Origin of the sequence: Thermanaerothrix solaris (assembly GCF_032334255.1) — a bacterium.
GTDB lineage: Bacteria > Chloroflexota > Anaerolineae > Anaerolineales > Anaerolineaceae > Thermanaerothrix > Thermanaerothrix solaris.
Genome location: NZ_JAUHMF010000001.1, coordinates 1300336 through 1324450, shown reverse-complemented (window position 1 = coordinate 1324450; position 24115 = coordinate 1300336). Strand labels below are relative to the sequence as shown.

Below are 24115 nucleotides of genomic sequence, written 5' to 3'. Positions count from 1 at the left end.
AGAGAGGAGAACCTATGATTGCTGAGGTTGGCTTTGGTGCGCTCATTGTTGCGTTCATTGTGGCGATTTATGGCATTGTGGCGGCCGTTTATGGGGCACGTCGCCATATGGAACCATGGTTGGAAAGCGGGCGTCGCGCCATGCTGCTCACCTGGCCACTCATCACGTTATCGGTGGTGTGTCTGGTCAGTTTGTTGGTGAGTGGCCATTATGAAGTGCAGTACGTGTACAACGTTACCAGTAACTTCATGCCCCTTTACCTCAAGATCACTGCGTTGTGGGGTGGGCAGGCTGGTTCCTTGGTTTTTTGGTCCTGGTTGATGGCGGCTTTTGCCTCCGCTGTGACCTTGCGCAAGTGGGAAAGAGATCGTGAATTTCTGCCCTGGGTCATTGTTGTAACCCTGGTGACGCTGGCATTTTTCCTGGGGCTGGTCATCTTTGTTGAAAATCCTTTTGTCCGCTTCTGGCAAATGCCCGACGGGCGTCAGGCGGTAGCGATGTTTGCCCCACGGGGAGCCATCCCACTGGTGCCGATGGATGGTCGTGGGCTCAACCCGCTTTTACGTCATCCGGGGATGATTTTGCATCCCCCTATGCTCTATTTGGGTTTTGTATCGTTTGTCATTCCTTATGCCTTTGGTGTGGCGGCGTTGATCACCGGGCGCACCGATGATCGCTGGATCCGCATCACCCGCCGCTGGACGCTGGTAGCCTGGTTGTTCCTTTCATTAGGCCTTATCCTGGGTAGCCGCTGGGCATATGATGTCCTGGGCTGGGGCGGTTATTGGGGCTGGGACCCGGTAGAGATTGCCGCTTTTATGCCCTGGTTGAGCGGGACGGCCTTTTTGCACTCGGTCATGATCCAGGAAAAGCGTGGCCTTTTCAAGCGCTGGAACATGATATTGGTCATCTTGACTTACGCGTTAGTTATTTTTGGTACCTTCTTGACCCGATCAGGCGTACTTTCGTCCGTTCACGCCTTTGCTCAAAGTGCGATCGGCCCGCTCTTCTTTGGTTTTATTGCACTTACGTTTGCGGCATCCATGGGACTGTTGCTTTATCGGTGGAACGATTTGCGCTCTGAGGGTGTGATGACCTCACTGCTCTCTCGTGAAGCGCTTTTTCTGCTCAATAACCTGCTGTTTATGGGGATCCTGGTGGTGTGTTTCTGGGGGGTGATCTACCCCCTGATCTCGGAGATTGTCACCGGGCAGAAAGTTACCGTTGGACCGTCCTATTATGAGCGCTCAACTGGGCCACTTTTTGCCGCTCTCTTACTTTTGATGGGCATTGCGCCCCTCTCGGCCTGGGGGCATTCCACGGTAAAAACGCTGGGGCGGGCTTTGTGGAAACCGCTGGTAGCCTCAGTATTGGTGGTGATAGGGTTGTGGTTGAGCGGTGTTCGCGCCTGGAGTGCTTTGTTGGCTTTCTGGCTGGTGGCGCTGGTTACCCTGGTCACTCTCTACGAATATTATCGCGCGGTGGTGGCGCGGCATCGCCGTACTGGTGAAAACTACCTGCTAGCACTGTGGAATTTGGCCGGGCGTAACCGCCGCCGTTACGGTGGTTACATCATTCACCTGGGTGTGGTTTTGATGGCGTTGGGAATCATCGGGATTGAACTTTTCCAGACCGAGACCCAGGGCACCGTGCAGCCCGGCGGTTCGATCCGTTTGGGCGACTACACGATGCTCTTTCAACGCCTGGATGTCTTCGATACCCAGGATGGTCGCAATGTCGCCCGTGCGGTGGTCTCGGTGTTCAAAGGCGATCGCTTTGTGGGTGAATTGCACCCACGGCGCGACTTTTTCTACGACTCTCAACAGACCATGACCATTCCAGGGGTGCGCAGTACCATGGAAGATGACTTTTATGTCATCCTGGTGGATTGGCAATCTTCGGCTCAAGGGATTACGTTCAAGGTTTATCATAATCCGCTGGTTAACTGGCTTTGGCTGGGTGGCTTGGTCTTTATTTTAGGGACCCTGGTGGCGGCCTGGCCGGATCGTGAAGGAGTGCCGGCGCGCGCCCGGGCGTCCCAGACGTTGGTGACCCAAAGGGTGAAACCATGAGCGGTAAGGTTTTGCGCGTGTTTCCCTCTCCATTGACGGTAGTGTTGGGGATCGTTTTAAGTCTTGTGCTCGTCGGGATTGTGGCAGGGTGGGCTTCAGCCCAACAGCCCACCCCTTCGGATGATGAGGTCAATGCGATTGCTAAGACCATGTATTGCCCGGTGTGCGAGAACGTCCCTTTGGACGTTTGCCCCACCCAGGCGTGTGCGCAGTGGCGGGAACTCATTCGCCAGAAACTGGCGGAAGGGTGGACGGAGCAGCAGATTAAGGATTACTTTGTGGCTCAATATGGGGATCGCGTACTGGGTGAACCCCCACGCCGTGGTTTGCACTGGTTGGTATATGTGCTACCTCCTCTCTCTTTCCTCGTGGGTGTGCTAATTCTCGTGAACGTTTTTCGGAATATGCGCCGACCGAAAGAGATTGCCATGTCACCCGGTGCGGCGATCCAGGCTGCCCCCTCTGGAGATGATCCTTATGTGCAGCAACTTGAAGAAGAGTTGCGTCGGCGCGAGCGGGGCGACTGATTTATATCGTTAGGGAGAAACGCGATGAACACCGAATCCAAACCTGCAACGGGTTCACGACCTTTATCTCCGGTGATTATTGTAGGTTCTTTCCTCTTGCTGTTGGCCTTTTTATTTCTAATCGGCCAGGGTTTACGCCGCGCTTATGCTGGCCCGATCGCCATTGGTCAAAAAGTCCCCGCCTTTGAGTTAACCACCTTTGAGGGTGAGGTTATCCGCACGACGGATTGGCAGGGAAAGGTGATTGTGGTTAACTTTTGGGCCTCGTGGTGCAAGCCCTGCGAACAGGAAGCGACAGATCTGGAACGGGCCTGGCAGCACTATCGCGAAGGGAGAGAGGTGCTGTTTTTAGGCGTGGACTACGTGGATACCGAGCCCGAAGCACGGGCCTTCATTGAAAAATTTGGCCTAACCTATCCCAACGGCCCGGATCTGCGCACTAAAATTTCCCAAATGTTTCGGATTCAAGGCGTACCTGAGACCTATATTATTGACCGCGCAGGCCGACTGGCTTTTGTGAAAAAAGGGCCCACATCTTTCAATGAAATGACCGGGGTTATTGACCGATTACTGGCGCAAGCCCCGTAAGGAGTTACCCTTTATGGAATTAGGCGCTTTATTTCTCATCCTGGCTTTAGCACTACTGGTTGGTTTTTACCTTAGCCAACCTCTGTTTGATCCGCGTTTACGACGAGTCTCGGTGGCGGCTCAGACCGTTGCGGATACCCGTGAGCATGTACGTTCCAGTCTGCTGGCCGAACGAGATCGGCTGATCAATGCTTTGCTTGAATTGGAATTTGATTATGCGCTGGGTAAAATTCCCGAGGAAGATTATCCCGCCCAACGCGACGCTTTGCGTCAGGCAGCCGTTCAGGTCTTACGCCAGTTGGATGAATTTGAGGTTAAACGTGACGAGAGCGTTGCCGAGGAGCAGTTAGAAGCGGCACTGGCGGCCCGCCGCGCGCAACGTAAAGGCGAGGCCTTACCCGAAGAAATGGACGAGATTGAACGTCTGATCGCCGAACGCCGTCGTGAACGGCAGGGGAAAGTGGCTGGCTTTTGCCCGCACTGCGGTCAGCCGGTGCGGCAAGAAGACCGGTTTTGCCCGAAGTGTGGTATGGCGTTGAAGGGGGGGTGAATGAGCGCATCGAAGAATCACCGCACTCAGGTAGTTTTGGGTGTCCTTGTTGGGGGATGGCTAGCTCTAATCCTGGCCGGGTGCTCGCTGGCAGCGGATGTCACCCCTCCTCCAGATGCTCAATCGTTCCTTGCTGCTCAACCCACCCCGACTGGCGAAGCGCTTCCGCTTGTTCCACCAGACCCGCGTCAGGGGGAAACGATCTATCGAGAAAAGTGCGCCCCTTGCCATGGCGAGCAAGGGATGGGCGATGGTCCTCAGGCAGCCCAGCTGCCTGTTCCCGTGCCTGCTCTGGCCGATCCTAAGCGGGCTCGTGAGGCTAATCCAGTGGCTTGGTTTAGAATGGTCACTGAAGGCAACATTGAACGCTACATGCCCGGTTTTCGCTCACTGAGCGAACGACAGCGGTGGGATGTCGTGGCTTATGTGCTCTCATTGAGTCTCTCCTCCTCCTCATTAAAACGTGGGGCAGAGGTTTATGCTCAGAATTGTCAATCCTGCCACGGTCCTGAGGGAAGAGGGAATGGCCCTCAGGCTGTAGCATTGAGTACGAAGATATCAGATTGGCGCAGTGAACCAGGAATTTTGGCAGGGTATTCCCTACGCGACATGTTTGCAAGGATTCAGAATGGCACGACAACGGGCATGCCCGCCTTTGGCGAAACCTTGAGTGAAGCCGATATATGGGCGGCGGCAGAGTACGTGCGTTACCTCTCATTTGCCTCGGATTCCGTAGCCCCCGCGCCTACTAAAGCCGATACCCCCACCGTATCTGGAACGCCCGAAAGTGTGGTGATCCCTACCCCATTGACCACCCCGCCATCCTCCGTGGCACTCCTCACGGTTAAAGGTCAGGTCAATAACGCAACTTTGGGAACGCCTTTATCGGATGTCGAGGTGCATCTGCTGGCCTTTGATGGCATGAGCACAGTCTTTGAACGTTCCACCCGCACCGATTCAGAGGGTCGCTTCATTTTTACCGATGTAGAGGTTCAGCCGAGCCGCATTTTACTGGCAACGGTGAAGTATCAAGGGCTCTCTTTTGAATCCCAAGCCTACCATGTCCAAGATCAGGATTTGGCCGCGCCTGACCAACCCATTGATCTCTCCGTTGCGGTGTATGAGACGACGACCGATCCCACGGTGTTGCAGGCCGAACGGATGCATGTATTTCTGGATATTTTGAATCAGGAACGTTTGCAGGTGGTTGAACTTCTGCTCTATACCAACGCCGGGGACCGGGTGTTGGTGGCTGCACAACCCGGTGATCCCGTTTTCACCGTTGCATTGCCGACGGGTGCGGAAAACTTGCAATTTCAGGATGGCTTGCTAGGTGAACGTTATGTAGAGACCTCAAACGGCTTCGGGGATACCGAACCGGTTTACCCGGGGATGAACAATCAACTATTATTTGCCTATGAGTTGCCATTAACCCGTCAAGTTTCGCTGGCGATTCCCGTGCCGATGTCAGTTGAGGCGGTGGTGGTCATGGCACCCCAGGAGGGGGTTACGCTGAGCGGGCCACGGTTACAGGCGATGGGCACGCGTCAGGTGCAGGGAATGACCCTCCAAGTCTACACCGCCTCGGCCTTGGAAGCCGGAAGTACATTGAACCTCACTCTGGGGTTGCGGCAAACTTTTCCCTGGCGCCTAAACTTAACCACAGGCAGTGGTCTGATCCTGGGACTGACAGTGTTCATCCTGGTAGCCGTGGGTTTGGGATGGTGGTATTGGCGCCAGACGCGTCTTACGCGGCAGCCAGAGCCGGTTGAGGTAGAAACCGATGATGCAACGGCTATTCTGGATGCGATTATCGCCCTGGATGATCTTTACCGGGCTGGTGAACTGCCGGAAGAGGCGTATCGTACACGCCGTGAGGAATTGAAAGCACGCTTACGCGCTTTGAAATCGCGTGAAGGGTGAACGGTATGGCGATCATTGAAGTGCGCCATCTCACCAAACGTTTTGGTCCAAAGGTGGTCCTCCGTGGCTTGGATTTATCGGTGGCAGAAGGTGAGTTTGTCGCATTACTGGGCCCGAACGGTGCTGGCAAAACCACGCTATTGCGCATTTTAGCCTCTCTTTCCAAACCGACCTTGGGAGAGGTATGGATTGCCGGTTACCGCTTAAGCGACCAGGCGGCATGGGTGAGGCGGCGTTTGGGAGTGGTTTCTCATCAACCGTTGCTTTATGGTGATTTGAGCGCGGAGGAAAATCTGCGTTTTTATGCCCGGCTCTACGGGTTGAAAAACGCCGAGGCACGTGTTCGCGAAATCTTGAATCTGGTGGGACTATGGGCGCGGCGGCGCGATTTGGTGCGCACTTTCTCGCGCGGGATGCAGCAACGTCTGGCAATCGGGCGGGCGATCCTGCATGATCCGGAGGTGCTCTTGCTTGATGAGCCCCACACCGGATTGGATCAAGAAGCTTGCGATATGCTTGATCATCTCTTGCGTCAGGTGGCGGCGTTGGGACGCACCGTCGTCATGACCTCGCATGATCTGGCGCGTGCTGCTGACCTGGCTTCACGCTTTGATGTACTCAGTGGAGGGCGGATTCAGGCTAGCGCGCGGCGTGAGGACCTCGCGGGTGATGCCTTACTGACCTTTTATCGTCAGGCATTGATCCCTGATCCTAACGTGGTTTCAGAAAGGGCGCAGGCATGAAGGCAGCGGGGGTGGTGTCATTCTGGCAAGCGACCTTAGCGGTTCTTTGGAAAGATCTGGCCGCTGAATGGCGCAGCCGCGAGATGCTCTCGGCGATGCTGGTGTTTGCTTTGTTGGTGATCTTTATTTTCAACTTTGCCCTCGAACTGCAAACCCAATTGCGTGCCGGCCTGAGCGCTGGGGTGCTATGGGTGACCCTGACGTTCGCTGGGACGCTTGGCCTCAACCGTTCATTAGCAGTGGAAAAAGATCGGGGCTGTTTGGATGGGTTGCTGCTTGCCCCGGTGGATCGGGTAGCCATTTATGCCGGCAAGGCCCTGGCGAACTGGGCGTTTATGCTGATTGTGGCCGTGATTATGCTGCCGCTCTTTGGGCTTTTCTATAATACCGGGCTGATTTTGCCCGGGGTTATCCTGGTGGTTCTGCTGGGGTCGGAGGGATATGTTGCCGTCGGTACGTTGCTGGCCAGCATGGCCGTTCAGGCCCGCACTCGAGATATCCTATTGCCCATCTTATTATTCCCGGTGGTGATTCCGGTCGTCGTGGCGGCGGTCAAAGCCACGGGCGGGTATTTGCAAGCATTGCCGATGGAAGAAATCCGGCCCTGGTTAAACTTACTCGTGGTTTATGATGTGATTTTCACCTCGGTGGCCTTTATGGTGTTCGACTCGATTTTGGAAGAATAACGTTGTAAGGAGGTAATAATGGGAACAACTCCCCGCACATTAGTGGTGATGGATGTTATTGCTGGTCTGGCGTTGGCAGTTGCGACCGGTATGGTCTTCTTATATGCGCCCCTTGAGCGGGTGATGGGGGCGGTTCAAAAAGTGTTTTATTTCCACGTTGCCGCCGGCTGGGTTGGGATGCTGGGTTTTGGATTGGCCGCTATCGCGGGAATCGCCTATCTTGTCACCCGCCAGGGACGTTGGGATCTGTTGGGCGTGGCTGCGATTGAGATTGGTTTGGTGTTTACCTTGATCAATGTGGTTACGGGGATGATCTGGGCGCGTCCGATTTGGAACACCTGGTGGACTTGGGATCCACGCCTTACCACGGCCACCATCATGGAACTGGTGTATATTGCCTACCTAATGCTTCGCCAGGGCATTGAAGAGCCAGAACGGCGAGCGCGCTTCAGCGCCGTTTATGCCATTGTGGGCTTTCTGAGTGTGCCGCTAACCTTCTTTTCGATTCGCATCTTTCGCACGATTCACCCGGTGGTGTTGGGGGGAGGGGATCCGACGGTGACGGGTACCTTCAGCATGACCCCGCGCATGACCCAGACGCTGATGGTCAGTCTGGCGGCATTCTCGCTCTTATTCGTCGCTTTGCTCTGGCACCGGGTGCGGCTGGGCAAATTGGGAGAACGGGTTGAGCAACTTCGCCTTAAATTACAGTCTTGAGGGACGGTGTCCATGGATCAACCGGCTAACACAGTGAATTATTTTATTGCGGGATATATCGTCATCTTTAGTGCCATGCTGGCTTACCTGATCAGCCTGGTCGTGCGTTGGCGCAATTTGCGCCAGGATGAGGATCTGCTGATGCAACTTGAAGCCGAGCAACAGCGCCCTCGTGCCGATGAATGACCCAATAATCTGAGAAATAATGGGAAAATCACCCAAGTATTACGCGGTATGGCGGGGGCGTCGGCCAGGGGTTTTTGACTCCTGGGAGGCGTGCCGGAAACAAGTGGACGGCTTTCCGGGGGCGCAGTATTTAGGATTTGAGACCCGAGAGGCTGCGGAACAAGCCCTCCAGAGGCCGTACCACGAGGTATTGGCAGAACGCCAACCACAACCGCTTCAACCCCATACCAAACCGACCCAGGGTTATTGCGTGGACGCGGCTTACGATACGGCTCATCGCCGTTTAGAATACCGCTGTGTTCAACTCCCCACCCGGCGCGAGATCTTTCGAGTCGGGCCACTACCGGATGGAAGCAACAATATCGGCGAGTTTCTGGCCATAGTGGAAACGCTCATGTTACTAAAAGAACGCGGGGATGCAGCACCGGTTTATTCGGATTCGCGGATTGCACTCCTGTGGGTCACGCTCAAACGCTGCCGTACCCGTATCCCTCCCCGTCCGGAATATACGGCGCTTTTTGAGCGTATCCGGCGGGCTGAACATTGGCTGCAGAATAACGCTTTTGTTAATCCCTTACTCAAGTGGGAGACGGCGCTTTGGGGTGAGAACCCAGCAGATTTTGGACGCAAATAGCAGGATGATGGGCATTAATGAATGCATCCAACGGGGGTTTAGATGTCCCGTTGGATGCATTTTCAGGGGGTGTGGCTTCAAAAAACGTAGGTCCGGGAGAGGTCCGATTTTGCGCGTGTCTCTAGGCTGTTTGGTCTTGGGGAATCCGAGGCAAACGTGATGGGATGGCGGCGATTTCCTCCTCGGGGAGAGCCAGGTCTTCTAATTGCCCATTAATGTAGGCGTTGTAGGCGCTCAGGTCAAAATGTCCATGGCCGGACAGGTTGAAGAGGATCACCCGTTTTTCTCCCGTTTCCTTGGCTTTGAGGGCTTCATCAATGGCGACCCGGATAGCATGGGCTGATTCGGGGGCGGGCAAGATGCCTTCGGTGCGGGTAAAGAGCACTGCGGCCTCAAAAACGGCGCGTTGGGGCACGGCCACGGCTTCAATGTAACCGGCGTCATAGAGGGCACACAAGGTAGGCGCCATACCGTGGTAACGCAGGCCACCGGCATGAATGGCTGGCGGGACGAACGAATGTCCCAACGTATACATTTTCATCAAGGGGGTCATGCCAGCAGTATCGCCAAAGTCGTAGGCATAGACGCCGCGGGTCAGGGAGGGGGCTGCGGTGGGCTCTACGGCGATCAGGCGAGTGCGGTGTCCGTTGCGCAGGTTTTCGCGCAGGAAGGGGAAGGCAATGCCAGAGAAATTGGAACCACCGCCGATACATCCGATCACCATGTCGGGATATTCACCAGCCATGTCCATTTGTTTCAGCGCTTCTTCTCCAATAACGGTTTGATGTAAGACGACGTGATTAAGCACTGACCCCAGGCTATACTTCTTCTTACCACCAGAAGTTGCCGCCACTTCAACGGCTTCGGAGATGGCTATGCCCAGAGAGCCGGGGCTTTCGGGATCGGCCGCAAGAATCGCACGTCCGGCTTGAGTGCGGTCAGTGGGGCTGGCAAAAACCTGAGCGCCATAGGTTTCCATGAGGAAACGGCGATAGGGTTTTTGTTGATAGGAGACTTTGACCATGTAAACTTCGAGGTCAAGGTCAAAGAAACGGCAGGCCATTGCCAGCGCCGAACCCCATTGCCCGGCACCGGTTTCGGTTGTCAATGCGTGAGTTCCTGCCACTTTATTGTAGAAGGCTTGCGCCAGAGCCGTATTCGTCTTGTGGCTTCCAGAGGGCGAAACCCCCTCGTATTTATAGTAGATATGCGCGGGAGTTCCTAACACTTTTTCCAAACGGCGGGCGCGGATCAAGGGCGTGGGGCGGTAAAGTTTATAGGCTTCACGCACCGGTTCGGGGATCTCAATGTAGCGCTCCTGGCTGACTTCTTGCAGAATGAGGTCCATAGGGAAAAGCACGCTGAGCGCATCGGGGGTTAAGGGCTGACCGGTGGCAGGATGGAGAGGTGGGCTGAGGGGCACGGGCATATCGGCCAAAATGTTATACCAGAAGCGGGGCAGGTCATTTTCGCTGAGAATAAAACGGGTTTGTTCGGACATGGTATACCTCCTTTGGAATCTATAGAACGGATTTTTGGCGATTAATCAAAAAGCGTGCTCGTCTCGATGGGAGACGAACACGCTTTGGTGTCCGCGGTGCCACTCCGATTAGGCGGCTTTGCTAATGAAAAACCCCTGGTGAAAGCACACAGGGGAAAAGCCAGCCTCACTCGTTATGGGTACGGTGGTTACCCACGATACCCTTTGCCCTGATAACGGTGGCAACTCCGGCTCAGGCTACTGCCCTCAAAACTTGAGGGGTTCACCCTGCGACTCCGAGGTCCATTCGGCAGTGCTGTACGCGCAGGCTCTCACCTTACCCTGCTCTCTGGAGCGCCTTAGCGCTGCTTACTCGTCCTCTTCATCGTCTTTCGGGTATTTTGTTAGGCCTGATTATACGAGGTTTACCCAATTTGTCAATAGCCCGCATTCTATCAAATAAAATGTTACCGAGGTATGATCGTTCACTCAAAAGAAAATGTTACCGGAGTGAACGAGATGGCCGAAACCGATCCAATGACCGTAGATGAGCGTCGCAAGTACTTACACAAGATACGGCTGCGGTACTGGCGGGCGGAAGGGCGCAAAGAGCGCAGCCGTCTGCTGGATGAAGCCCAGGCCGTGACCGGCCTGCACCGCAAATCGCTGATCCGTTTGCTGAATGGGGAGCTAGGACGCAAGCGGCGTAAGCGGGAGCGCGGCAAGAGGTATGGGCCGGAGGTAGATGCGGCGATTGCGGTGATCGCTCGCAGTCTGGATTATCCCTGTGCCGAACGTCTGCAACCGAACCTGGTCTGGATGGCCAGGCACTTGCAAGCGCACGGTGAATTGCTCCTGAGCGAGACAACGCTGGAATTGCTGGGAAAGATCAGCATTTCCAGTGTGCGGCGGCGCTTGCCGGCTTCGCAACGGGCTGCCCAGCGCCTGGCGCATCGGGTGGGACGCCCGGCCCCGACTTCCAGCGTGAGGTCGTTCATCCCGATGCGGCGCATTGCCTGGGAGGAACGTCAGCCCGGGCACCTGGAAGTCGACCTGGTGCACCACTGCGGCTTAAGCTCCCAGGGACAATACGTCCACACCCTGCAACTGGTGGACGTGGCCAGTGGCTGGAGTGAGTGTGTGGCAGTGCTGGGACGCTCCTGGCTGGTCATGCAGGACGGCTTTGAGCGCATTCGCCAGCGTTTACCCTTCGCAATCCGCGAATTGCACCCGGATAACGGCAGCGAGTTCCTGAACGCCCATCTCCTGCGTTACTGGAAGGACAAAGTGAAAGCAGACGTTTCGCGCAGCCGTCCCTTTCACAAGAACGACAATCGCTTTGTGGAAGAAAACAACTTCTCGCTGGTGCGCGCCTATGTCGGCTATGGTCGGCTGGACACGGTGGAACAGACCCATTTGCTCAACCAACTCTATGACAAACTCTGGCTATACCATAACTTCTTCCAGCCCGTCCTGCGCCTGCAAGAAAAACGCATCCGCTCCGAACAAACGCCTGCCAAAGTCAAACGCATGTACGCTCCTGCCATCCCGCCTCTCGAACGGCTCATCCAGGCCGGTGCACTCTCCCCGGAGAAACAGGCGGCCTGCCTGGCCCTGCGTGAGCAAACCAATCCCATGCGCTTGCGTGAAGAGATCCAGGCGCTGGTTGACCGCCTCGCCCACCTGCCCTGTGCTCCAGAGGGTCAGGTGGAGGATGTCCGCCTGACCTTACAACAGCCAGAGCATTCACATGTCTGATCGGCTGGTCGTTGGCTATCAGCGCTTGTGTGGCACCCCCGAAGGCCAACTGGCCAGATTGTTCTTTGACATTCAGCTTTTCCATCCCACCTTCCCTGAAAGGAGTGGCCGCTTGGGTAACATTATCTTTTGGCAGAACAATAGCCGTTCGGTAACATTATCTTTTGGCTTGACACGTAGCCCAAAACCACAATTTTGTCAACGTATCAAGGGCTTCACGGTCGTAAGCCAAATTTATTTCGTTTGCAATCCGGCTTAATTGACCCTGGTGCACGCCGTTTTGCCATTTGGCAAGGGAGACACCAACCGGTCTACCGGAATGGGTAAAGCCAATGTATCCCAAGGAAAGGCACGTTGTTGTAAGGATTGGTTTGTTGCACTAATCACGACAACGACATCTAGATCACTTGCCAACCCCTCCACACTCCTCTGGCATAAGAACCAAAGTGCTCCTTCAGGATGGCCGTTCGGGTAGCGGGTGGGGATGTAAAAATTGTCCAACACACGCGCTTTTTCAATAAGGTCGGTGGGGATATTTACGTTGTGGGTAGTTCAATGCGCAGATGAGCCACCACATGTCCCCATGCTTCTTAGCGATAAAAAGGTGGAGCGCCTTAATGACTTTCTCAGCGGCCTGATGGGCTGCAAAACAGGCCCCTTCGTGGCGTCCGGAATGCCTTGAGTCGGCAGCCTGTTCTGGGGCGCGCTCGGTCTATTTCAACGCCAACCAAGGGCACGATTAGGTATAAGATGCATGTCCTTTTATCACAAACTAAAGCATAAGCTCGCCCCATACTACTAGGCGAAGCAATGCAATTAAATCCCCAAAGAGACCGACTGTTCTCTTCCTGTTGGCAAAGGTTCGATCGCGCCAATTCTGATGGTAAGAGCAGTATGAATCGGTTATGTGCTGGGGTGAGTTCGCTGAGTCAGCACCGCGGAGAGCAGGATGATGAACAGGTAAGCCGTGATCGCTAAAAGGATATAGGCCGTGGTGCGGATATCCATTGCCATTAGGAGTAGACTGATGACCAAACCACCCAGCGGAACGGCGATGCAAGAAATGGTGAGAGCCTTGCGCTGAAGCCGCCGCAAACCATAACAGGCCACACAAGCAATCGCCCATAGTAACACAACCACGTAATACATTGTGACCTCCCTTTCCCACCTGGCCTGAGTATGTGCAAGAAAGGCTTTATTGATCAAAGTGTAGGCCAAGTGCCTACTTTCATTATATAAGAAAATTTTATCAATTACAATAAGCAATAATTATACTATATGGACAATCAAAGTAAACAACAATGCCCCAAGACCTTATGTGTCCGGGGCATTGAGATGCAGTCGGTTGGATTGATCAGAAGGCGGCGTCTTAAAGCGCGTTACGATTCATCAAATCCATCTCACGTAAGACATTTAACCCGAGAGCGCCACCCTGCATGACCAGAAAAAGACCGATTCCGGTGAAGAGAGGAGTGCTGATATTGGTGATCAGGAATGAGACCGCGGAAGGCTGACGCAACACTTCTGCCAGACTCAAACTTTGTTGAGTGAGGGTAATTTGTACATTAACCGCTTGGGCCACGGCATCGGCTATAAAGGCAACAAGCACGACCCACGAAAAAACACTGAGCAATGTCGTGATCAGCGCGAGCGTTCTGCTACTATATAGCACTGGCTCATTGTTCTCTACGGTTTCAGATAAATCGGGGGTTGTTTCCACAGTTATAACTCCTTGGTTGTTATGATTCACCTCATCGCGAGGATGGAACCATTTTAACACCTAAACCCTTCTAGTGCTGGTGAAATTTGGCAGGCGCGGTAAAGATGTGGCGCTGGCGCGATAAAGAGAGAAGGCTTAAAATTAGAGCGCTTGGCTATCCCGATTAGCCACTATATTGTCAAAATCCTTTCAAGGAGGGAACCTTGTCTTTTCCAAATCCCTTTTATCGCTGGCGTCCACATCCCTGGCACGGTTTAGAAATTGGCCCTAACCCCCCGCAGTTGGTATATGCGTATATCGAGTTAACGCCGTTTGACCTGGTCAAATATGAAGTTGAAAAAACGACCGGTTACCTCAAGGTAGACCGACCTCAACGTACCTCTTCTCAACCGCCGACCTTGTATGGTTTCATACCGAGAACGTATTGCGGAACTCGGGTGGGAGCATTGGCATCGGGTTCTTATCGCGGAGATGGTGACCCGCTGGATATCTGTGTGATCAGCGAACGACCGATTGCCAAATCGGAGGTGATCTTAACCGCGCGCGTTATCGGCGGGATGTTGATGATTGACAATGGGGATGCGGATGATAAGATCATTGCCGTTCTGGCCAATGATCGCTTCTGGGAAAACGCCAACGATGTCAATGATCTTCCCGATGTGCTGGTAGAACGATTGCGTCACTATTTCAGCACCTATAAACTGGTGCCCGGCAAGGAATCCACGACTTTTATTGAGCGCATTTACGATGTCCAACACGCCATGCGGGTGATCGAAGCCGCCATCCAGGATTATATTGATATGTATGGCGGGTAATACCGATGGGTGAGGATCACCCTTCTAGCCGCTGGCGCCACGTTTCCAGGTCGGCGGCATGGTCCTCTTCGTGCTGGACGACCCACTTATAGACCAGGTCAGCCAGGCTCATTCCCAACCAGGGGAAACGAGTGGGGGAACTTAGTTCATCCTCGTTAAAAGCGTCCAGGCGACGCAGGGTTTGCACCCGCACTCCCTGGAAATCTGCCCAAACTTGTTCCCAGGGCCGATCTTTGGCTTGTTCGTACCACTGGGCGTTTTGTTGATCGGTATCGAAAGTTTTCAGGTGCAATGTTGTGGGTTTCATCCCTTGACGTACCTGATAGAGCAGGGTAACTGTTTGGGCTTCCCACATGGCCAGGTGAGCCAATACATCTTTCACCGACCATATCCCGACAGCGCCGGGCTGAGTGAGGTGAGTCGCATCTAAACCTTCGATGGCCCTTAAGAGGCGCTCCCGGCTATGGTTCAGGGCTTGGAAGAGTTCATTCTTCTTCACGCTGATAGCTCCATCTATCTATCATGCTCGTAAAAAGTAACGGGCTTCAATCTGCTGCCAGGTTTCATCAGGATTGACTAACAAAAACTGTCCCAGCAGGGGTGTGACCGCCTGAATCCGTTCTGCCATGCGTTGCGCCAATCGCCGCAAAGAGAAGTGGGCATTGGCGGCACTGCGGAGGGCGATAAGGTGCCAGGCTTGGCGAAAATTGAGACGAATGAGGGCTCGGCGGCGGAAGGCGTTAGGTACCACATACGCCGCCACCTCGGGATTCCACACCGCCAGTGCGCGGTAGGTTTGGTCGGCCATTTCCATGACGCGATTGTAAGAGTCATAAAGTCCGGCAGCTTCGATGGCGCGGGGGATGGTATAACCCAGATAGGTGCTCAGCGGCTGGGGGCTGAGGGTCATCATGCGGTGGCGTTTCAGTTCGAAATACCCCCCCTGATCCAGTGTTACCTCAAAGGTATAACCAATATGTTCTAATTCCCGAATGGGGGGCGTAAAGCGATCCAGGTTGCCCAGGATGCGCTGAACCAGCGCAGTTTTTTCCTCCACGGTAAGTGCGGCGACTTTCTTTCGGGCTTGCTCAAAGGTTAGATGAGAGTAACGGAAAAGACAAGCGGCAAGGGCGAGCGTTTCAGCCTCTGCATCCCAGGCAATCAAATGACACCAATCATCACTAGCGATGGGGGTACCCTCTGCCTCTTGGGCTAGAAAGGGGGGAAGGGCCTGAAGGTAAGGCACAGCATCAGCATATTTGACCAGGGTGGGCACAACACTTCGCGCCACGTTTTTTATCTCGGTACCCAGTGCTCGCACTTCTTCTAAAGGGTGTGAGAGCATCTTACGCAAGGTATGCTCCAGTGCGCGGGCGTTAATAGTAACCCCGACATTGGCCAGCGCGGCGGCAGGGAGGTAAAAGCGACAGACATCCACGTATTTCGAGCGGATACGGCGCTCCCAGGTAGCCTCGTCTTCATCGGGTTGGCACGGATATTCGCTGGCGATCACCTCGCGCACCTTGGGAAGGGCCTGTTGATAATGCTCAAATAGGGTGCGGCAGGTTTCCAGGTAGCGATTTTCCAGTGGATGGCCAGCCAATTCAGGTGGGTGGAAGAAATCCTCAGATCCCCATTTCTGATAGCGGGTAGACTTCTCGGTATAGGAGGCCAGGCGGCAGGACTCAAGGGTTTCAATGGCCAAGCGTGAGGCATTCTCTACAGCAATATGAAGTACTGCGTGTTCGGCAACCGAGGCATGCCCGTAACCCACCACCCATTTCTCGTGAAAGGCGGCGCTTTTCTCTGCGGTGAGTTCGGCGGCAATATCGCGGAAACTTTGGGGAGAGCGGGAGGTCTTGGCAAAGGTGACGGCAATGGTTTCGGGGGGTAAGGACTGGGGATCTAATAGATAAACCTGGCGCTCAGGGCACATGATTAAGAATCTCCCGGGCGGTACGAATATCCTTCTGGATTTGGGCTTTAAGGTCTTCAAGGCTGGAAAAGCGTTGTTCGGGGCGCAGGCGCGCCACAAACTCCAGGGTGAGGGTTTGCTCGTAAAGGTCGCCCTCAAAATCCAAGAGATGAGCCTCGAGAAAGCGATAATGCAAGGGGGAAGCAAAGGTGGGGCGTACTCCCAGGTTGGTGACGGCGGCCAGGCGTTCTTTGCCTACCCAGGCCCAGGTGGCATAAACGCCATTTGCAGGGAGAAGTTTTTCAGGCCAGTAGGATAGGTTAGCGGTGGGAAACCCCAACACGCGCCCTCGCCCATCACCGCGTACTACGATGCCTTCAACGGCATAGAGCCGCCCTAACCATTGGTTGGCGGTTTCCAAGTTGCCTTGTTGAATGAATTGGCGGATTTGGCTGGATGAAATAGGCTGCTCTCCGGCCTGAACGGGTTGGGCTAAAATAACTTCGTATCCCAACTGTTGCCCAATGGCTTGTAACCGTTCTGGGTTGCCCTCACGTCCCCGCCCAAGGGCAAAGTCGTATCCGATGACCAGGTAACGTATACCCAGATGTTTGGCTAATTGGTTCATGAAGTCCTGTGCACTCAGGCTTGACATGGCGTGGTCAAATGTCAGCGTGATCACCCAGTCTACACCCAATTCACTTAGGTAGCGTGCACGTTCCTCTGGACTGGTCAAGTAACCGGGGAAAGGACCTTTGCCCAGAACGACCGCTGGATGAGGGTAGAAGGTGACCACAACTGCAGGCTGATTGTGCCGGTGAGCACCTTCGACCAGGGTGTGAATCAGGGCTTGATGTCCTTTGTGAACACCATCAAATGTTCCAATGGTCACCCATGAATTGTGTAATGCCAGCCCGTTCAGAGAAGTCACATGGGTCATGGTGATTTATCCGTTTTAGCGTTCCAAAAGATAAGGCCAACATTCGTGATCAAAAAAGCGCAGCAACCCCGTTGTGGTGATTGCTGCGTTCCATGCCTTAATCCTCGGTGTTGGGTTTCCCACAGAAAAGATCTCCCACTACGAGAAGAACACTTTCTTGGGTTGCCACTCGTTGGTGTTTTCATCGTACTCTAACAGGGCAACTAATTCCCCTTGTTCGTTGATAGCACGCACCATTTTGCCAATCCCGGGTTGGCCTGGGATGCGATGGCCGTGCCGGATCAGTTCGACCTGTTCGTGATCCAGTTCAACCGCCGGCCAATCGGCCAAAGCCTCGGCGGCAGGGATGAGGTATTGATACCAAGTGCCGTTCTCAAAGGCTTCGCGCAATTTACGCAAGGGAACGGCATCGCGCAGGGTGAAGCGTCCACTGCGAGTGCGGCGCAAACCCACCAGGTGAGCCCCACATCCCAAGACGCGTCCCAGGTCGTTGGCCAATGAACGGATGTAGGTGCCCGAGGAGCAGTGAATATCAATTACGGCTTCAGGTGGCGCCCATTCCAACAGTTCCAGACTATAGACTTTAATTTTGCGCGGTTGCAGGTCTACCTCTTCCCCTTCACGGGCCATTTCATAGGCGCGCCGCCCCTGGACTTTGACTGCAGAATACGGAGGCGGAACTTGCTCAATCTCACCGACAAACTGCTGTAAGGCTTCAACAAACTGCTCTTCGGTGATGTTGACCGGTGAAGTGCTAACGACTCGTCCTTCTGAATCATAGGTGTCCGTGGCCTCTCCCAGCCGGATGACGGCCTGGTAACGTTTGTCAGAGGCAGAAACGTACTCGCTCAGGCGTACCGCCGGTCCGATCAAAACCACCAGCACCCCCGAAGCGCGAGGGTCGAGGGTTCCGGTGTGCCCGGCACGGCGGATGTTTGTTCCCTTCCGAATAATTTGCACCACGTCATGAGAGGTCAAGCCAACCGGTTTATCCACCACCAGGACGCCTGAAATGGCATTTTTAATGTCAAATTGACGGGATCGTTCATTCATGCTTGCTTCCTCTGATCAACCTCTGGCGGAATTCAAATTAATTGCCTGCTGCTCCCACAGTTCTTGGGTGGCTTTGAGAACCGTTTCCTGAACTTCTTCCAGGTTTCCATAAAAATCAGCGCCGGCGGCGGCAGGATGCCCGCCCCCGCCAAAGCGAGCGGCTAGAGTTGAGACATCCCAACCGGGTTTCGCGCGCCAACTCACCTTGATTCGTCCGTCTGCATGCTGGATGAAAAGCACGGCAATGTCACCATCTTCAATACCCGAGAGTATATCTGTGAGATCCGCGTCATCGTTCCCCTGATAACCCGCGGCAGCCCGATCGGCCTGGGTAAGCGTGGTCCAGATCAGCCGACCTTGGCGTTTCAAATTAACCAATCCGTAACCCCAGAAGCGTGCGGCTTCAAATGAACGATGGATGAGCGCACGTTTGTAGAGTTCAGGCAGGTTAGCCCCTCGCTCCATCAGGTCGGCTGCCAGGCGCAGTGCCTTGGGGGTCATATTGGACGTTCGGAATCCAATTGTATCGGTAATGATGCCAGTTAGCAAGGCGCTGGCAACATCAGACGTGATGGGCAAATCCCACGCCGGAAGGTGCTCAGCCAGGATGGCGGCGGTGGCGACAGCTTCAGGGTCAATCAAATTAACTCGTGCAAAGCCCGGGTTGGTCACGTGGTGATCAATGCACAAATCCACCTGGAAACCATTCATCGAGGCCGAAATGCGCGGAATGTCTGCCGTGTCCAGCACAATAAATAAATCGAACGGTGGTTGAACTTCACGCCGAATCTGATCACTGCCGGGTAAATGGCGAAAGACCTGAGGCATACCATCTGGGAGCACCATCTGTACGGATTGCCCGGCGTGCTGTAACGCCAAGCCCAAGCCCAGCAGGGAACCTACCGCATCACCATCCGGGCGAATGTGGGTCGTGATCAGGATGTGCTGCGCCTGATAGAGCATTTGGCGGATGGTAGCATCCACGTCAGCCGAGGTCATGGTGCTTCGTCCGTGTCGTCGCTTTTGGCGGAAGGTGTGGAGGATGACGACGAGGCCTCAGATGGCGTGGAACCGCTGCGCAAAGAGGCCAATAGACGTTCGATGCGATCGGCACGTTCTGGGGTGGGATCCCAGTGAAACCGCAGCCGTGGAAACACGCGCAATTCAATGCGTTCGGCTAATAAGCGGCGAATGTAACCACTGGCATGGTTAAAGGCTTCCAGAATCTCGGGCGCCCGTTGGCTACCTTCTACAGCCGAAACATAGATATCTGCGAAGGCAAATTCCCGATCCACCTTGACGCCGGTAATGGTTACGCCGCTCAGGCGGGGATCGCGAATCTCGCCCATCACCAGCATTTCCGAGATTTCTTCTTGGATACGTTCCGCAATCCGTTGTAAACGTTGAGGTGTTGGCATGGTTCTTTACCCGACTTTCTTCACAAACTAGGCCGTCTTACGTTCGATAATATAACATTCAATTTCATCCCCAACCTGGATGTCATCAAAGCCCTTGAAGCCGGCACCGCATTCCATGCCGGCGCGTACCTCCCGCACATCATCCTTTTCGTGTTTTAGGGAAGCAAACTCTCCCTCATAAACAATCTCACCTTTGCGGCGGATGCGGACGCGGGCACCGCGGCGAAATTCACCTTGTAAAACGCGGCAACCAGCCACATTGCCGACTTTGGAGATGTGGAACACGGCTAAGACAGTGCCTTTACCAATGGTGACTTCTTTTTCCATCGGCTCCAGCATGCCTTTGAGGGCTTTTTCTATATCCTCGGTTAGGCGATAAATCACATCGTATAGCCGAATGGAAACCCCTTCGCTTTCTGCCAGGCGACGTGCGGCATGATCTGCCTGGACATTAAAGCCCAGAATGATCGCATGTGAGGCTGAGGCGAGCATAACGTCGCTTTCACTGACATTGCCGGTTTCGGCATGGAGGATGTTGATGCGAATCTCGCTTTCTTTGCTCAAGTCGTTTAGCGAGGAAATAATCGGCTCCAGCGATCCTTGTACATCGGCTTTGATAATCAGGCGGAGTTCCTGAGTCTCACCGGCTTGCACCTTGCTAAAGAGATCTTCCAGCGAGGCTTTGGGCAGGGCTTGGCGCCGTTGTTGACGTTGGAGCAAACGCTCTTCAACGACTTGGCGCGCTTCCCGTTCGTTTGCGTACACCCGGAAGAGTTCACCAGCGTCGGGGACTTCATTGAGCCCCATGACCTGAACCGGAGTAGAAGGGCCAGCCTTGCGGAGTTTACGTCCGCGGAAATCGAACATTGCGCGGATGCGACCGTAGGCCGTTCCGGCTACCACGATATCGCCGGCCTCAAGGGTCCCGTTATAAACCAGGAGGGTGGCCACGACTCCGCGGGCACGGTCAATCTTGGCTTCAATCACCGTGCCAAAGACCTGCCCGTTGGGGTTGGCTTTGATGTCCAGACTATCGCTGACCAATAGGATGGCTTCCAGCAGATCTTCGATTCCTTGCTTTAATTTGGCCGAAACTGGCACAACAATGGTATTCCCGCCCCATTCATCCGGAACCAGCCCAACTTCTGCTAACTGGCGCTTGGTGAAATCGGGATTGGCATCGGGGCGGTCAATTTTATTGAGGGCGACGATGATTGGCACGCGTGCAGCGCGGGCGTGGGCGATGGCTTCTCTGGTTTGGGGCATCACGCCATCGTTAGCGGCGACAACCAAAACCACAATGTCGGCCCCTTGCGCTCCGCGTGAACGCATGGCGGTAAAAGCGGCGTGTCCTGGGGTGTCTAAGAAGGTGATCAGGCGCCCCTTGTGCTCCACTTGATAGGCGCCAATATGCTGAGTGATGCCGCCTGCCTCGCCTGCGGCCACATTGGTGTGGCGAATTGCATCCAAAAGAGTTGTTTTACCATGATCTACATGGCCCAAAATCGTTACCACCGGCGGGCGCGGTTGTAAAAAGCGCGGATCTTCCTTAGCAATTAACTGTCGCCACAGAGGCACCTCGCCGGTTTCTTTCTCTTCTTCTACTTCATGCACCTCGAGTTTGGCTTCAAAGCCCAATTCTGAGGCGACGATTGCGGCGGTGTCAAAGTCCACCATCTGGTTGATGTTGGCCATGACACCGTTATCCATTAAGATACGAATGACCTGTATCGGGCTGGCCTGCATACGTTGGGCCAGTTCGCGGACGGTCAAACTTGCCGGTAGTTCGATGGTTTTCGACCCGTTATCGCTCATAGACAATCCTCTCTTTCTAGTTGGTTTCCTGCGGTGGTCGAGCGATCGGGGTGGGCACCGCGGGGGATGTGACTACCCAGGCGGTGCTCCTGAATCGCGGGACTCAGTATGGGGTTGAGAGGTGACCTCTTCCTCGGGGAGAGTTGCCATAAAGGCCAATAACTGCTCCCGGTCGGTGGGAGATATTTCTGTCCGCAGCGCCTGAGCCAGGGCACCTTTGAGTGCCCGCTCCCAACAGGAACGTTGGTTATGAAGATAAGCGCCACGCCCCCGCGCCTTGCCGGTAGGATCTACCTTGACCCCTTCAGGTGTTCGTACCAGGCGAATCAGGCTGCGTTTAGGGAGCACCTCCCGGCATCCCACGCAGGTGCGCTGGGGTACATGTTTGGTGCGCCGGGGTTTGGCTTTAGCCACCGCTCTCTACCCTCCGTCACGTTTTTTAGAGTTCCCATTCATCCCAATCTTCGTCTTCACGTTTGTGTTTCTTACGAATCACCATCTGATCCCGATCCGGATCATATTCCAACGCCACGGGTTTCTTTTTCTTTTTGGCTTTTTTCTTCCCTTTACTCCGTGCGGTGATCTCTTCTTCCTCTTCCTCGTCTTCATCGAGCGCTACCTTGCTGAAGATATCGCTCTTGAGGGTGAAGAGTTGATCGAAGGAAATCTCTTCCTCAGGTTCTTCCTCAAAGGTTTCCATTGGCGTTTCAACGGTTGTTTCAGCCACAGGTTCAATCTCAGGAGTGGCTTCAATTTCAGGTGCGCTTGCTAAGGGTTCGGAAACGACAGTTTCCTCAACACTGGCTTCAACCGCTGGGAGTGATTCAACCTCGGTCTCGGTTGTTGGTTCAACCGCAACTTCGGCCGTGCGCATTTGTTCTTCTAAGCGTGCCATCAATTTGTTAATTTCCTGCATGGCACGAGGCCCAATACCATTGAGGCGGAAGATTTCTTCGGGACGCACTTTCATCTGCACCGCCATTTCGCCTACCGTAGTATAACCGGCCTCTTGCAAGATGTAAGCCACGTGTTCAGGTAGGCCGCTGTCCAGAATGTTGGTTTCGAAGGCTTCCGGCGGAATTTGGGCTTTAATTTCTGCCAGTTTATCGCTGGCCAGGGCTTTCGTCGCCGTCTCCGGGGCTCCTACACCTGCAATGACACGGCGCTCAACTCGGTCCACAAAACGGCTTAAGGTGTCGTACTCTTCAGGCGTTAACGGGCGTCCTTCAGCCTTGCGCGCCAGCATATCTTCGATTTGGGGGATCTGGTCGGCCAGTTGTTCAGCCAATACGGCGTAAGCCGGGTCTTTTTGCAACTTGTGTAGTGCATCCGCAGCGGCTTCGGTCAGGCTCTTGATGTCAATACGCCAACCGGTCAGGCGCGCGGCCAGACGGGCGTTTTGACCATCGCGGCCGATGGCCAGGCTGAGTTGATCCTCGGGGACAACCACGGTGGCTGTCTTGCCCTGTGGGTTCTTCTCATCCAGGTACACCCCAGTCACCCGGGCCGGGCTGAGGGCTTTGGCGATGAACACCGCCGGATCCGGGTTCCATTCAATGACGTCAATCTTCTCGTCGTGAAGTTCGCGCACGATAGCCTGAATACGCACGCCGCGAATTCCAACACAGGCGCCGACCGGATCCACGCCGGGTTGCGTGGCGGAAACGGCTACCTTAGCCCGCTCGCCGGGTTCACGAGCAATAGAGCGGATTTCAACGATGCCATGATAGATCTCAGGCACCTCGGTTTCTAGCAGGCGGCGTAGAAAATTCTTGTGGGTGCGCGAGAGGATTATCTGGGGTCCACGCGGTGTATCCTTAACCTCGGCCACCAATGCGCGCACACGATCATGCACCCGGAAGCGCTCGCCCGGGATCATCTCTTTGCGCGGCATGGTGCCCTCGGCGCGCAATTCCAGCCCAATCGTTAATCCCTGGGGGGTGACGGCCTGAACAATGCCACTAACGATTTCACCCAGTTGCTTCTGGTAGTAGTCCAATTGCATCTGGCGTTCAGCATCCCGAATGCGTTGCTGGATGACCTGCCGCGCCGTCTGCGCTGCAACGCGCCCGAAGTCCTTAGGGGTGCTGTCTACGATGATCGTCTGACCGATCTCCACATTAGGGTCAATCTTGCGCGCCTCTTCCAGCGAGACTTCGGTGTGGGGATCCTGAACCGTTTCCACCACTTCCTTCTCGGCCAAGATGGTAACTTTACCGGTCTCGATGTCAATTTTGGCTTCAATGTGCTGAGCACCGGAAGCGTTCACGGCTTTGCGGTAGGCCGAGACCATGGCCGATTCCAGCGCCTTGAGGATAACCTCTTTCGGCAGTTGCTTCTCTTCCAGAACCTCATTGAAGGCCAGGGTAAATTCGTTCTTCATGCTTGCTCGCTCTCCCAAATGTTCACGTAACAGGATTAGGATGAATAGGTACTACTATAAGCAGAAAAGTGGGACTGGCCCACTTTTCAGTGCTTGCGCTTTCTGTGGCGGCATTGACGCTTTACATTTTAACACATCTCTTTAGGGGTGACAAGGGCAGCGTTGCTATTTATAATACAAACGGGGTTTGGG

At 54.5% G+C, this 24115-nt stretch carries 25 protein-coding genes and 1 pseudogene; 13 read left to right on the top strand and 13 right to left on the bottom strand.

Translation table 11 applies throughout. From position 1 onward, the window contains the following. Nucleotides 1–14 precede the first annotated feature (14 nt). From QYE77_RS06145 to QYE77_RS06100, 10 genes are read left to right on the top strand one after another with little or no spacing between them, the layout of a single operon-like run. The gene (locus QYE77_RS06145; RefSeq protein ID WP_315624496.1) at nucleotides 15–2072 is read left to right on the top strand and encodes a heme lyase CcmF/NrfE family subunit; all 2058 of its coding nucleotides are present in this window, start codon (nucleotides 15–17) and stop codon (nucleotides 2070–2072) included. Continuing rightward, the gene (locus tag QYE77_RS06140; RefSeq protein WP_315624495.1) at nucleotides 2069–2599 is read left to right on the top strand and encodes a cytochrome c-type biogenesis protein; all 531 of its coding nucleotides are present in this window, start codon (nucleotides 2069–2071) and stop codon (nucleotides 2597–2599) included. Before QYE77_RS06145 ends, QYE77_RS06140 begins: the two co-directional genes overlap by 4 nt. Nucleotides 2600–2623: 24 nt before the next feature. Then, on the top strand, nucleotides 2624–3187 hold the full coding sequence (locus QYE77_RS06135; protein ID WP_315624494.1) for a TlpA family protein disulfide reductase: 564 nt from the start codon (nucleotides 2624–2626) through the stop codon (nucleotides 3185–3187). A 13-nt stretch (nucleotides 3188–3200) separates the two neighbouring features. Continuing rightward, nucleotides 3201–3737, top strand: a complete 537-nt coding sequence (locus QYE77_RS06130) for a zinc ribbon domain-containing protein (protein WP_315624493.1) — start codon at nucleotides 3201–3203, stop codon at nucleotides 3735–3737. Beyond that, entirely contained in the window at nucleotides 3738–5660 is a 1923-nt protein-coding gene (locus tag QYE77_RS06125) for a c-type cytochrome (RefSeq protein ID WP_315624492.1), read from the top strand. A 5-nt stretch (nucleotides 5661–5665) separates the two neighbouring features. Continuing rightward, nucleotides 5666–6403 carry a heme ABC exporter ATP-binding protein CcmA gene (gene ccmA, locus QYE77_RS06120; protein ID WP_315624491.1) on the top strand — a complete coding sequence of 246 codons (738 nt, stop codon included), beginning with the start codon at nucleotides 5666–5668 and terminating at the stop codon, nucleotides 6401–6403. Then, a complete protein-coding gene (locus tag QYE77_RS06115; RefSeq protein WP_315624490.1) occupies nucleotides 6400–7089 on the top strand; it encodes a heme exporter protein CcmB in 690 nt (229 codons plus the stop codon). The genes ccmA and QYE77_RS06115 overlap by 4 nt, the downstream gene beginning before the upstream one ends. A gap of 18 nt (nucleotides 7090–7107) precedes the next feature. Beyond that, a complete protein-coding gene (gene ccsA, locus QYE77_RS06110) occupies nucleotides 7108–7806 on the top strand; it encodes a cytochrome c biogenesis protein CcsA (RefSeq protein WP_315624489.1) in 699 nt (232 codons plus the stop codon). Between the two features lie 12 nt (nucleotides 7807–7818). Continuing rightward, nucleotides 7819–7992, top strand: a complete 174-nt coding sequence (locus QYE77_RS06105; protein WP_315624488.1) for a hypothetical protein — start codon at nucleotides 7819–7821, stop codon at nucleotides 7990–7992. Between the two features lie 19 nt (nucleotides 7993–8011). Next, nucleotides 8012–8626 carry a ribonuclease H family protein gene (locus QYE77_RS06100; RefSeq protein WP_315624487.1) on the top strand — a complete coding sequence of 205 codons (615 nt, stop codon included), beginning with the start codon at nucleotides 8012–8014 and terminating at the stop codon, nucleotides 8624–8626. 121 nt (nucleotides 8627–8747) lie between these two features. Here QYE77_RS06100 and QYE77_RS06095 read toward each other — a convergent pair whose 3' ends face one another. Beyond that, nucleotides 8748–10127: a TrpB-like pyridoxal phosphate-dependent enzyme gene (locus QYE77_RS06095; RefSeq protein ID WP_315624486.1), complete on the bottom strand. Its 1380-nt coding sequence runs from the start codon at nucleotides 10125–10127 to the stop codon at nucleotides 8748–8750. A 456-nt stretch (nucleotides 10128–10583) separates the two neighbouring features. On the opposite strand from QYE77_RS06095, the gene QYE77_RS06090 reads away from it, so the two are divergent. Then, nucleotides 10584–11864: a hypothetical protein gene (locus QYE77_RS06090; protein WP_315623481.1), complete on the top strand. Its 1281-nt coding sequence runs from the start codon at nucleotides 10584–10586 to the stop codon at nucleotides 11862–11864. Further along, nucleotides 11857–12123: a hypothetical protein gene (locus QYE77_RS06085; RefSeq protein ID WP_315624485.1), complete on the top strand. Its 267-nt coding sequence runs from the start codon at nucleotides 11857–11859 to the stop codon at nucleotides 12121–12123. Before QYE77_RS06090 ends, QYE77_RS06085 begins: the two co-directional genes overlap by 8 nt. A 188-nt stretch (nucleotides 12124–12311) precedes the next feature. Here the strand turns inward: QYE77_RS06085 and QYE77_RS15345 are convergent. The 3 genes and pseudogenes from QYE77_RS15345 to QYE77_RS06075 form a co-directional block, all read right to left on the bottom strand. Continuing rightward, nucleotides 12312–12573 (bottom strand): annotated as a pseudogene (locus QYE77_RS15345) (HEPN domain-containing protein); the annotation flags it as partial. A gap of 194 nt (nucleotides 12574–12767) precedes the next feature. Further along, nucleotides 12768–13013, bottom strand: coding sequence for a hypothetical protein (locus QYE77_RS06080; protein ID WP_315624484.1), 246 nt, complete (start codon nucleotides 13011–13013; stop codon nucleotides 12768–12770). A 220-nt stretch (nucleotides 13014–13233) separates the two neighbouring features. Beyond that, complete coding sequence (locus QYE77_RS06075) at nucleotides 13234–13584, bottom strand: hypothetical protein (protein ID WP_315624483.1); 351 nt, start codon at nucleotides 13582–13584, stop codon at nucleotides 13234–13236. Between the two features lie 203 nt (nucleotides 13585–13787). Here QYE77_RS06075 and QYE77_RS06070 point away from each other — a divergent pair, with 203 nt between their 5' ends. Beyond that, a complete protein-coding gene (locus QYE77_RS06070; RefSeq protein ID WP_315624482.1) occupies nucleotides 13788–14399 on the top strand; it encodes an inorganic pyrophosphatase in 612 nt (203 codons plus the stop codon). Between the two features lie 16 nt (nucleotides 14400–14415). Here the strand turns inward: QYE77_RS06070 and QYE77_RS06065 are convergent, their stop codons facing one another. The 9 genes from QYE77_RS06065 to nusA all read right to left on the bottom strand — a co-directional run bounded on the left by QYE77_RS06065 (nucleotide 14416) and on the right by nusA (nucleotide 23923). Further along, the gene (locus QYE77_RS06065) at nucleotides 14416–14898 is read right to left on the bottom strand and encodes a DinB family protein (RefSeq protein WP_315624481.1); all 483 of its coding nucleotides are present in this window, start codon (nucleotides 14896–14898) and stop codon (nucleotides 14416–14418) included. A 21-nt stretch (nucleotides 14899–14919) separates the two neighbouring features. Then, nucleotides 14920–16335 (bottom strand): FAD-dependent thymidylate synthase, encoded by a 1416-nt coding sequence (locus tag QYE77_RS06060; RefSeq protein WP_315624480.1) that lies wholly within the window; start codon nucleotides 16333–16335, stop codon nucleotides 14920–14922. Next, nucleotides 16325–17254 (bottom strand): bifunctional riboflavin kinase/FAD synthetase, encoded by a 930-nt coding sequence (locus QYE77_RS06055; RefSeq protein ID WP_315624479.1) that lies wholly within the window; start codon nucleotides 17252–17254, stop codon nucleotides 16325–16327. The genes QYE77_RS06060 and QYE77_RS06055 overlap by 11 nt, the downstream gene beginning before the upstream one ends. Nucleotides 17255–17392: 138 nt before the next feature. Beyond that, the gene (gene truB, locus QYE77_RS06050) at nucleotides 17393–18307 is read right to left on the bottom strand and encodes a tRNA pseudouridine(55) synthase TruB (RefSeq protein ID WP_315624478.1); all 915 of its coding nucleotides are present in this window, start codon (nucleotides 18305–18307) and stop codon (nucleotides 17393–17395) included. A gap of 15 nt (nucleotides 18308–18322) precedes the next feature. Further along, complete coding sequence (locus QYE77_RS06045) at nucleotides 18323–19306, bottom strand: DHH family phosphoesterase (protein WP_315624477.1); 984 nt, start codon at nucleotides 19304–19306, stop codon at nucleotides 18323–18325. Beyond that, nucleotides 19303–19725, bottom strand: a complete 423-nt coding sequence (rbfA, locus tag QYE77_RS06040) for a 30S ribosome-binding factor RbfA (RefSeq protein WP_315624476.1) — start codon at nucleotides 19723–19725, stop codon at nucleotides 19303–19305. The genes QYE77_RS06045 and rbfA overlap by 4 nt, the downstream gene beginning before the upstream one ends. 27 nt (nucleotides 19726–19752) lie before the next feature. Then, a complete protein-coding gene (gene infB, locus QYE77_RS06035) occupies nucleotides 19753–21540 on the bottom strand; it encodes a translation initiation factor IF-2 (protein ID WP_315624475.1) in 1788 nt (595 codons plus the stop codon). A 72-nt stretch (nucleotides 21541–21612) separates the two neighbouring features. Then, entirely contained in the window at nucleotides 21613–21954 is a 342-nt protein-coding gene (rnpM, locus tag QYE77_RS06030) for an RNase P modulator RnpM (RefSeq protein WP_315624474.1), read from the bottom strand. A 25-nt stretch (nucleotides 21955–21979) separates the two neighbouring features. After that, nucleotides 21980–23923, bottom strand: a complete 1944-nt coding sequence (gene nusA / locus QYE77_RS06025; RefSeq protein ID WP_315624473.1) for a transcription termination factor NusA — start codon at nucleotides 23921–23923, stop codon at nucleotides 21980–21982. Nucleotides 23924–24115 lie beyond the last annotated feature (192 nt).

Bases quoted from the DNA above. Each gene is read 5' to 3' on its own strand.
- QYE77_RS06145 (WP_315624496.1), top strand. From the start codon at position 15: ATGATTGCTGAGGTTGGCTTTGGTGCGCTCATTGTTGCGTTCATTGTG.
- QYE77_RS06140 (WP_315624495.1), top strand. From the start codon at position 2,069: ATGAGCGGTAAGGTTTTGCGCGTGTTTCCCTCTCCATTGACGGTAGTG.
- QYE77_RS06135 (WP_315624494.1), top strand. From the start codon at position 2,624: ATGAACACCGAATCCAAACCTGCAACGGGTTCACGACCTTTATCTCCG.
- QYE77_RS06130 (WP_315624493.1), top strand. From the start codon at position 3,201: ATGGAATTAGGCGCTTTATTTCTCATCCTGGCTTTAGCACTACTGGTT.
- QYE77_RS06125 (WP_315624492.1), top strand. From the start codon at position 3,738: ATGAGCGCATCGAAGAATCACCGCACTCAGGTAGTTTTGGGTGTCCTT.
- ccmA (WP_315624491.1), top strand. From the start codon at position 5,666: ATGGCGATCATTGAAGTGCGCCATCTCACCAAACGTTTTGGTCCAAAG.
- QYE77_RS06115 (WP_315624490.1), top strand. From the start codon at position 6,400: ATGAAGGCAGCGGGGGTGGTGTCATTCTGGCAAGCGACCTTAGCGGTT.
- ccsA (WP_315624489.1), top strand. From the start codon at position 7,108: ATGGGAACAACTCCCCGCACATTAGTGGTGATGGATGTTATTGCTGGT.
- QYE77_RS06105 (WP_315624488.1), top strand. From the start codon at position 7,819: ATGGATCAACCGGCTAACACAGTGAATTATTTTATTGCGGGATATATC.
- QYE77_RS06100 (WP_315624487.1), top strand. From the start codon at position 8,012: ATGGGAAAATCACCCAAGTATTACGCGGTATGGCGGGGGCGTCGGCCA.
- QYE77_RS06095 (WP_315624486.1), bottom strand. From the start codon at position 10,127: ATGTCCGAACAAACCCGTTTTATTCTCAGCGAAAATGACCTGCCCCGC.
- QYE77_RS06090 (WP_315623481.1), top strand. From the start codon at position 10,584: ATGATCGTTCACTCAAAAGAAAATGTTACCGGAGTGAACGAGATGGCC.
- QYE77_RS06085 (WP_315624485.1), top strand. From the start codon at position 11,857: ATGTCTGATCGGCTGGTCGTTGGCTATCAGCGCTTGTGTGGCACCCCC.
- QYE77_RS06080 (WP_315624484.1), bottom strand. From the start codon at position 13,013: ATGTATTACGTGGTTGTGTTACTATGGGCGATTGCTTGTGTGGCCTGT.
- QYE77_RS06060 (WP_315624480.1), bottom strand. From the start codon at position 16,335: ATGTGCCCTGAGCGCCAGGTTTATCTATTAGATCCCCAGTCCTTACCC.
- QYE77_RS06055 (WP_315624479.1), bottom strand. From the start codon at position 17,254: ATGACCCATGTGACTTCTCTGAACGGGCTGGCATTACACAATTCATGG.
- truB (WP_315624478.1), bottom strand. From the start codon at position 18,307: ATGAATGAACGATCCCGTCAATTTGACATTAAAAATGCCATTTCAGGC.
- QYE77_RS06045 (WP_315624477.1), bottom strand. From the start codon at position 19,306: ATGACCTCGGCTGACGTGGATGCTACCATCCGCCAAATGCTCTATCAG.
- rbfA (WP_315624476.1), bottom strand. From the start codon at position 19,725: ATGCCAACACCTCAACGTTTACAACGGATTGCGGAACGTATCCAAGAA.
- infB (WP_315624475.1), bottom strand. From the start codon at position 21,540: ATGAGCGATAACGGGTCGAAAACCATCGAACTACCGGCAAGTTTGACC.
- nusA (WP_315624473.1), bottom strand. From the start codon at position 23,923: ATGAAGAACGAATTTACCCTGGCCTTCAATGAGGTTCTGGAAGAGAAG.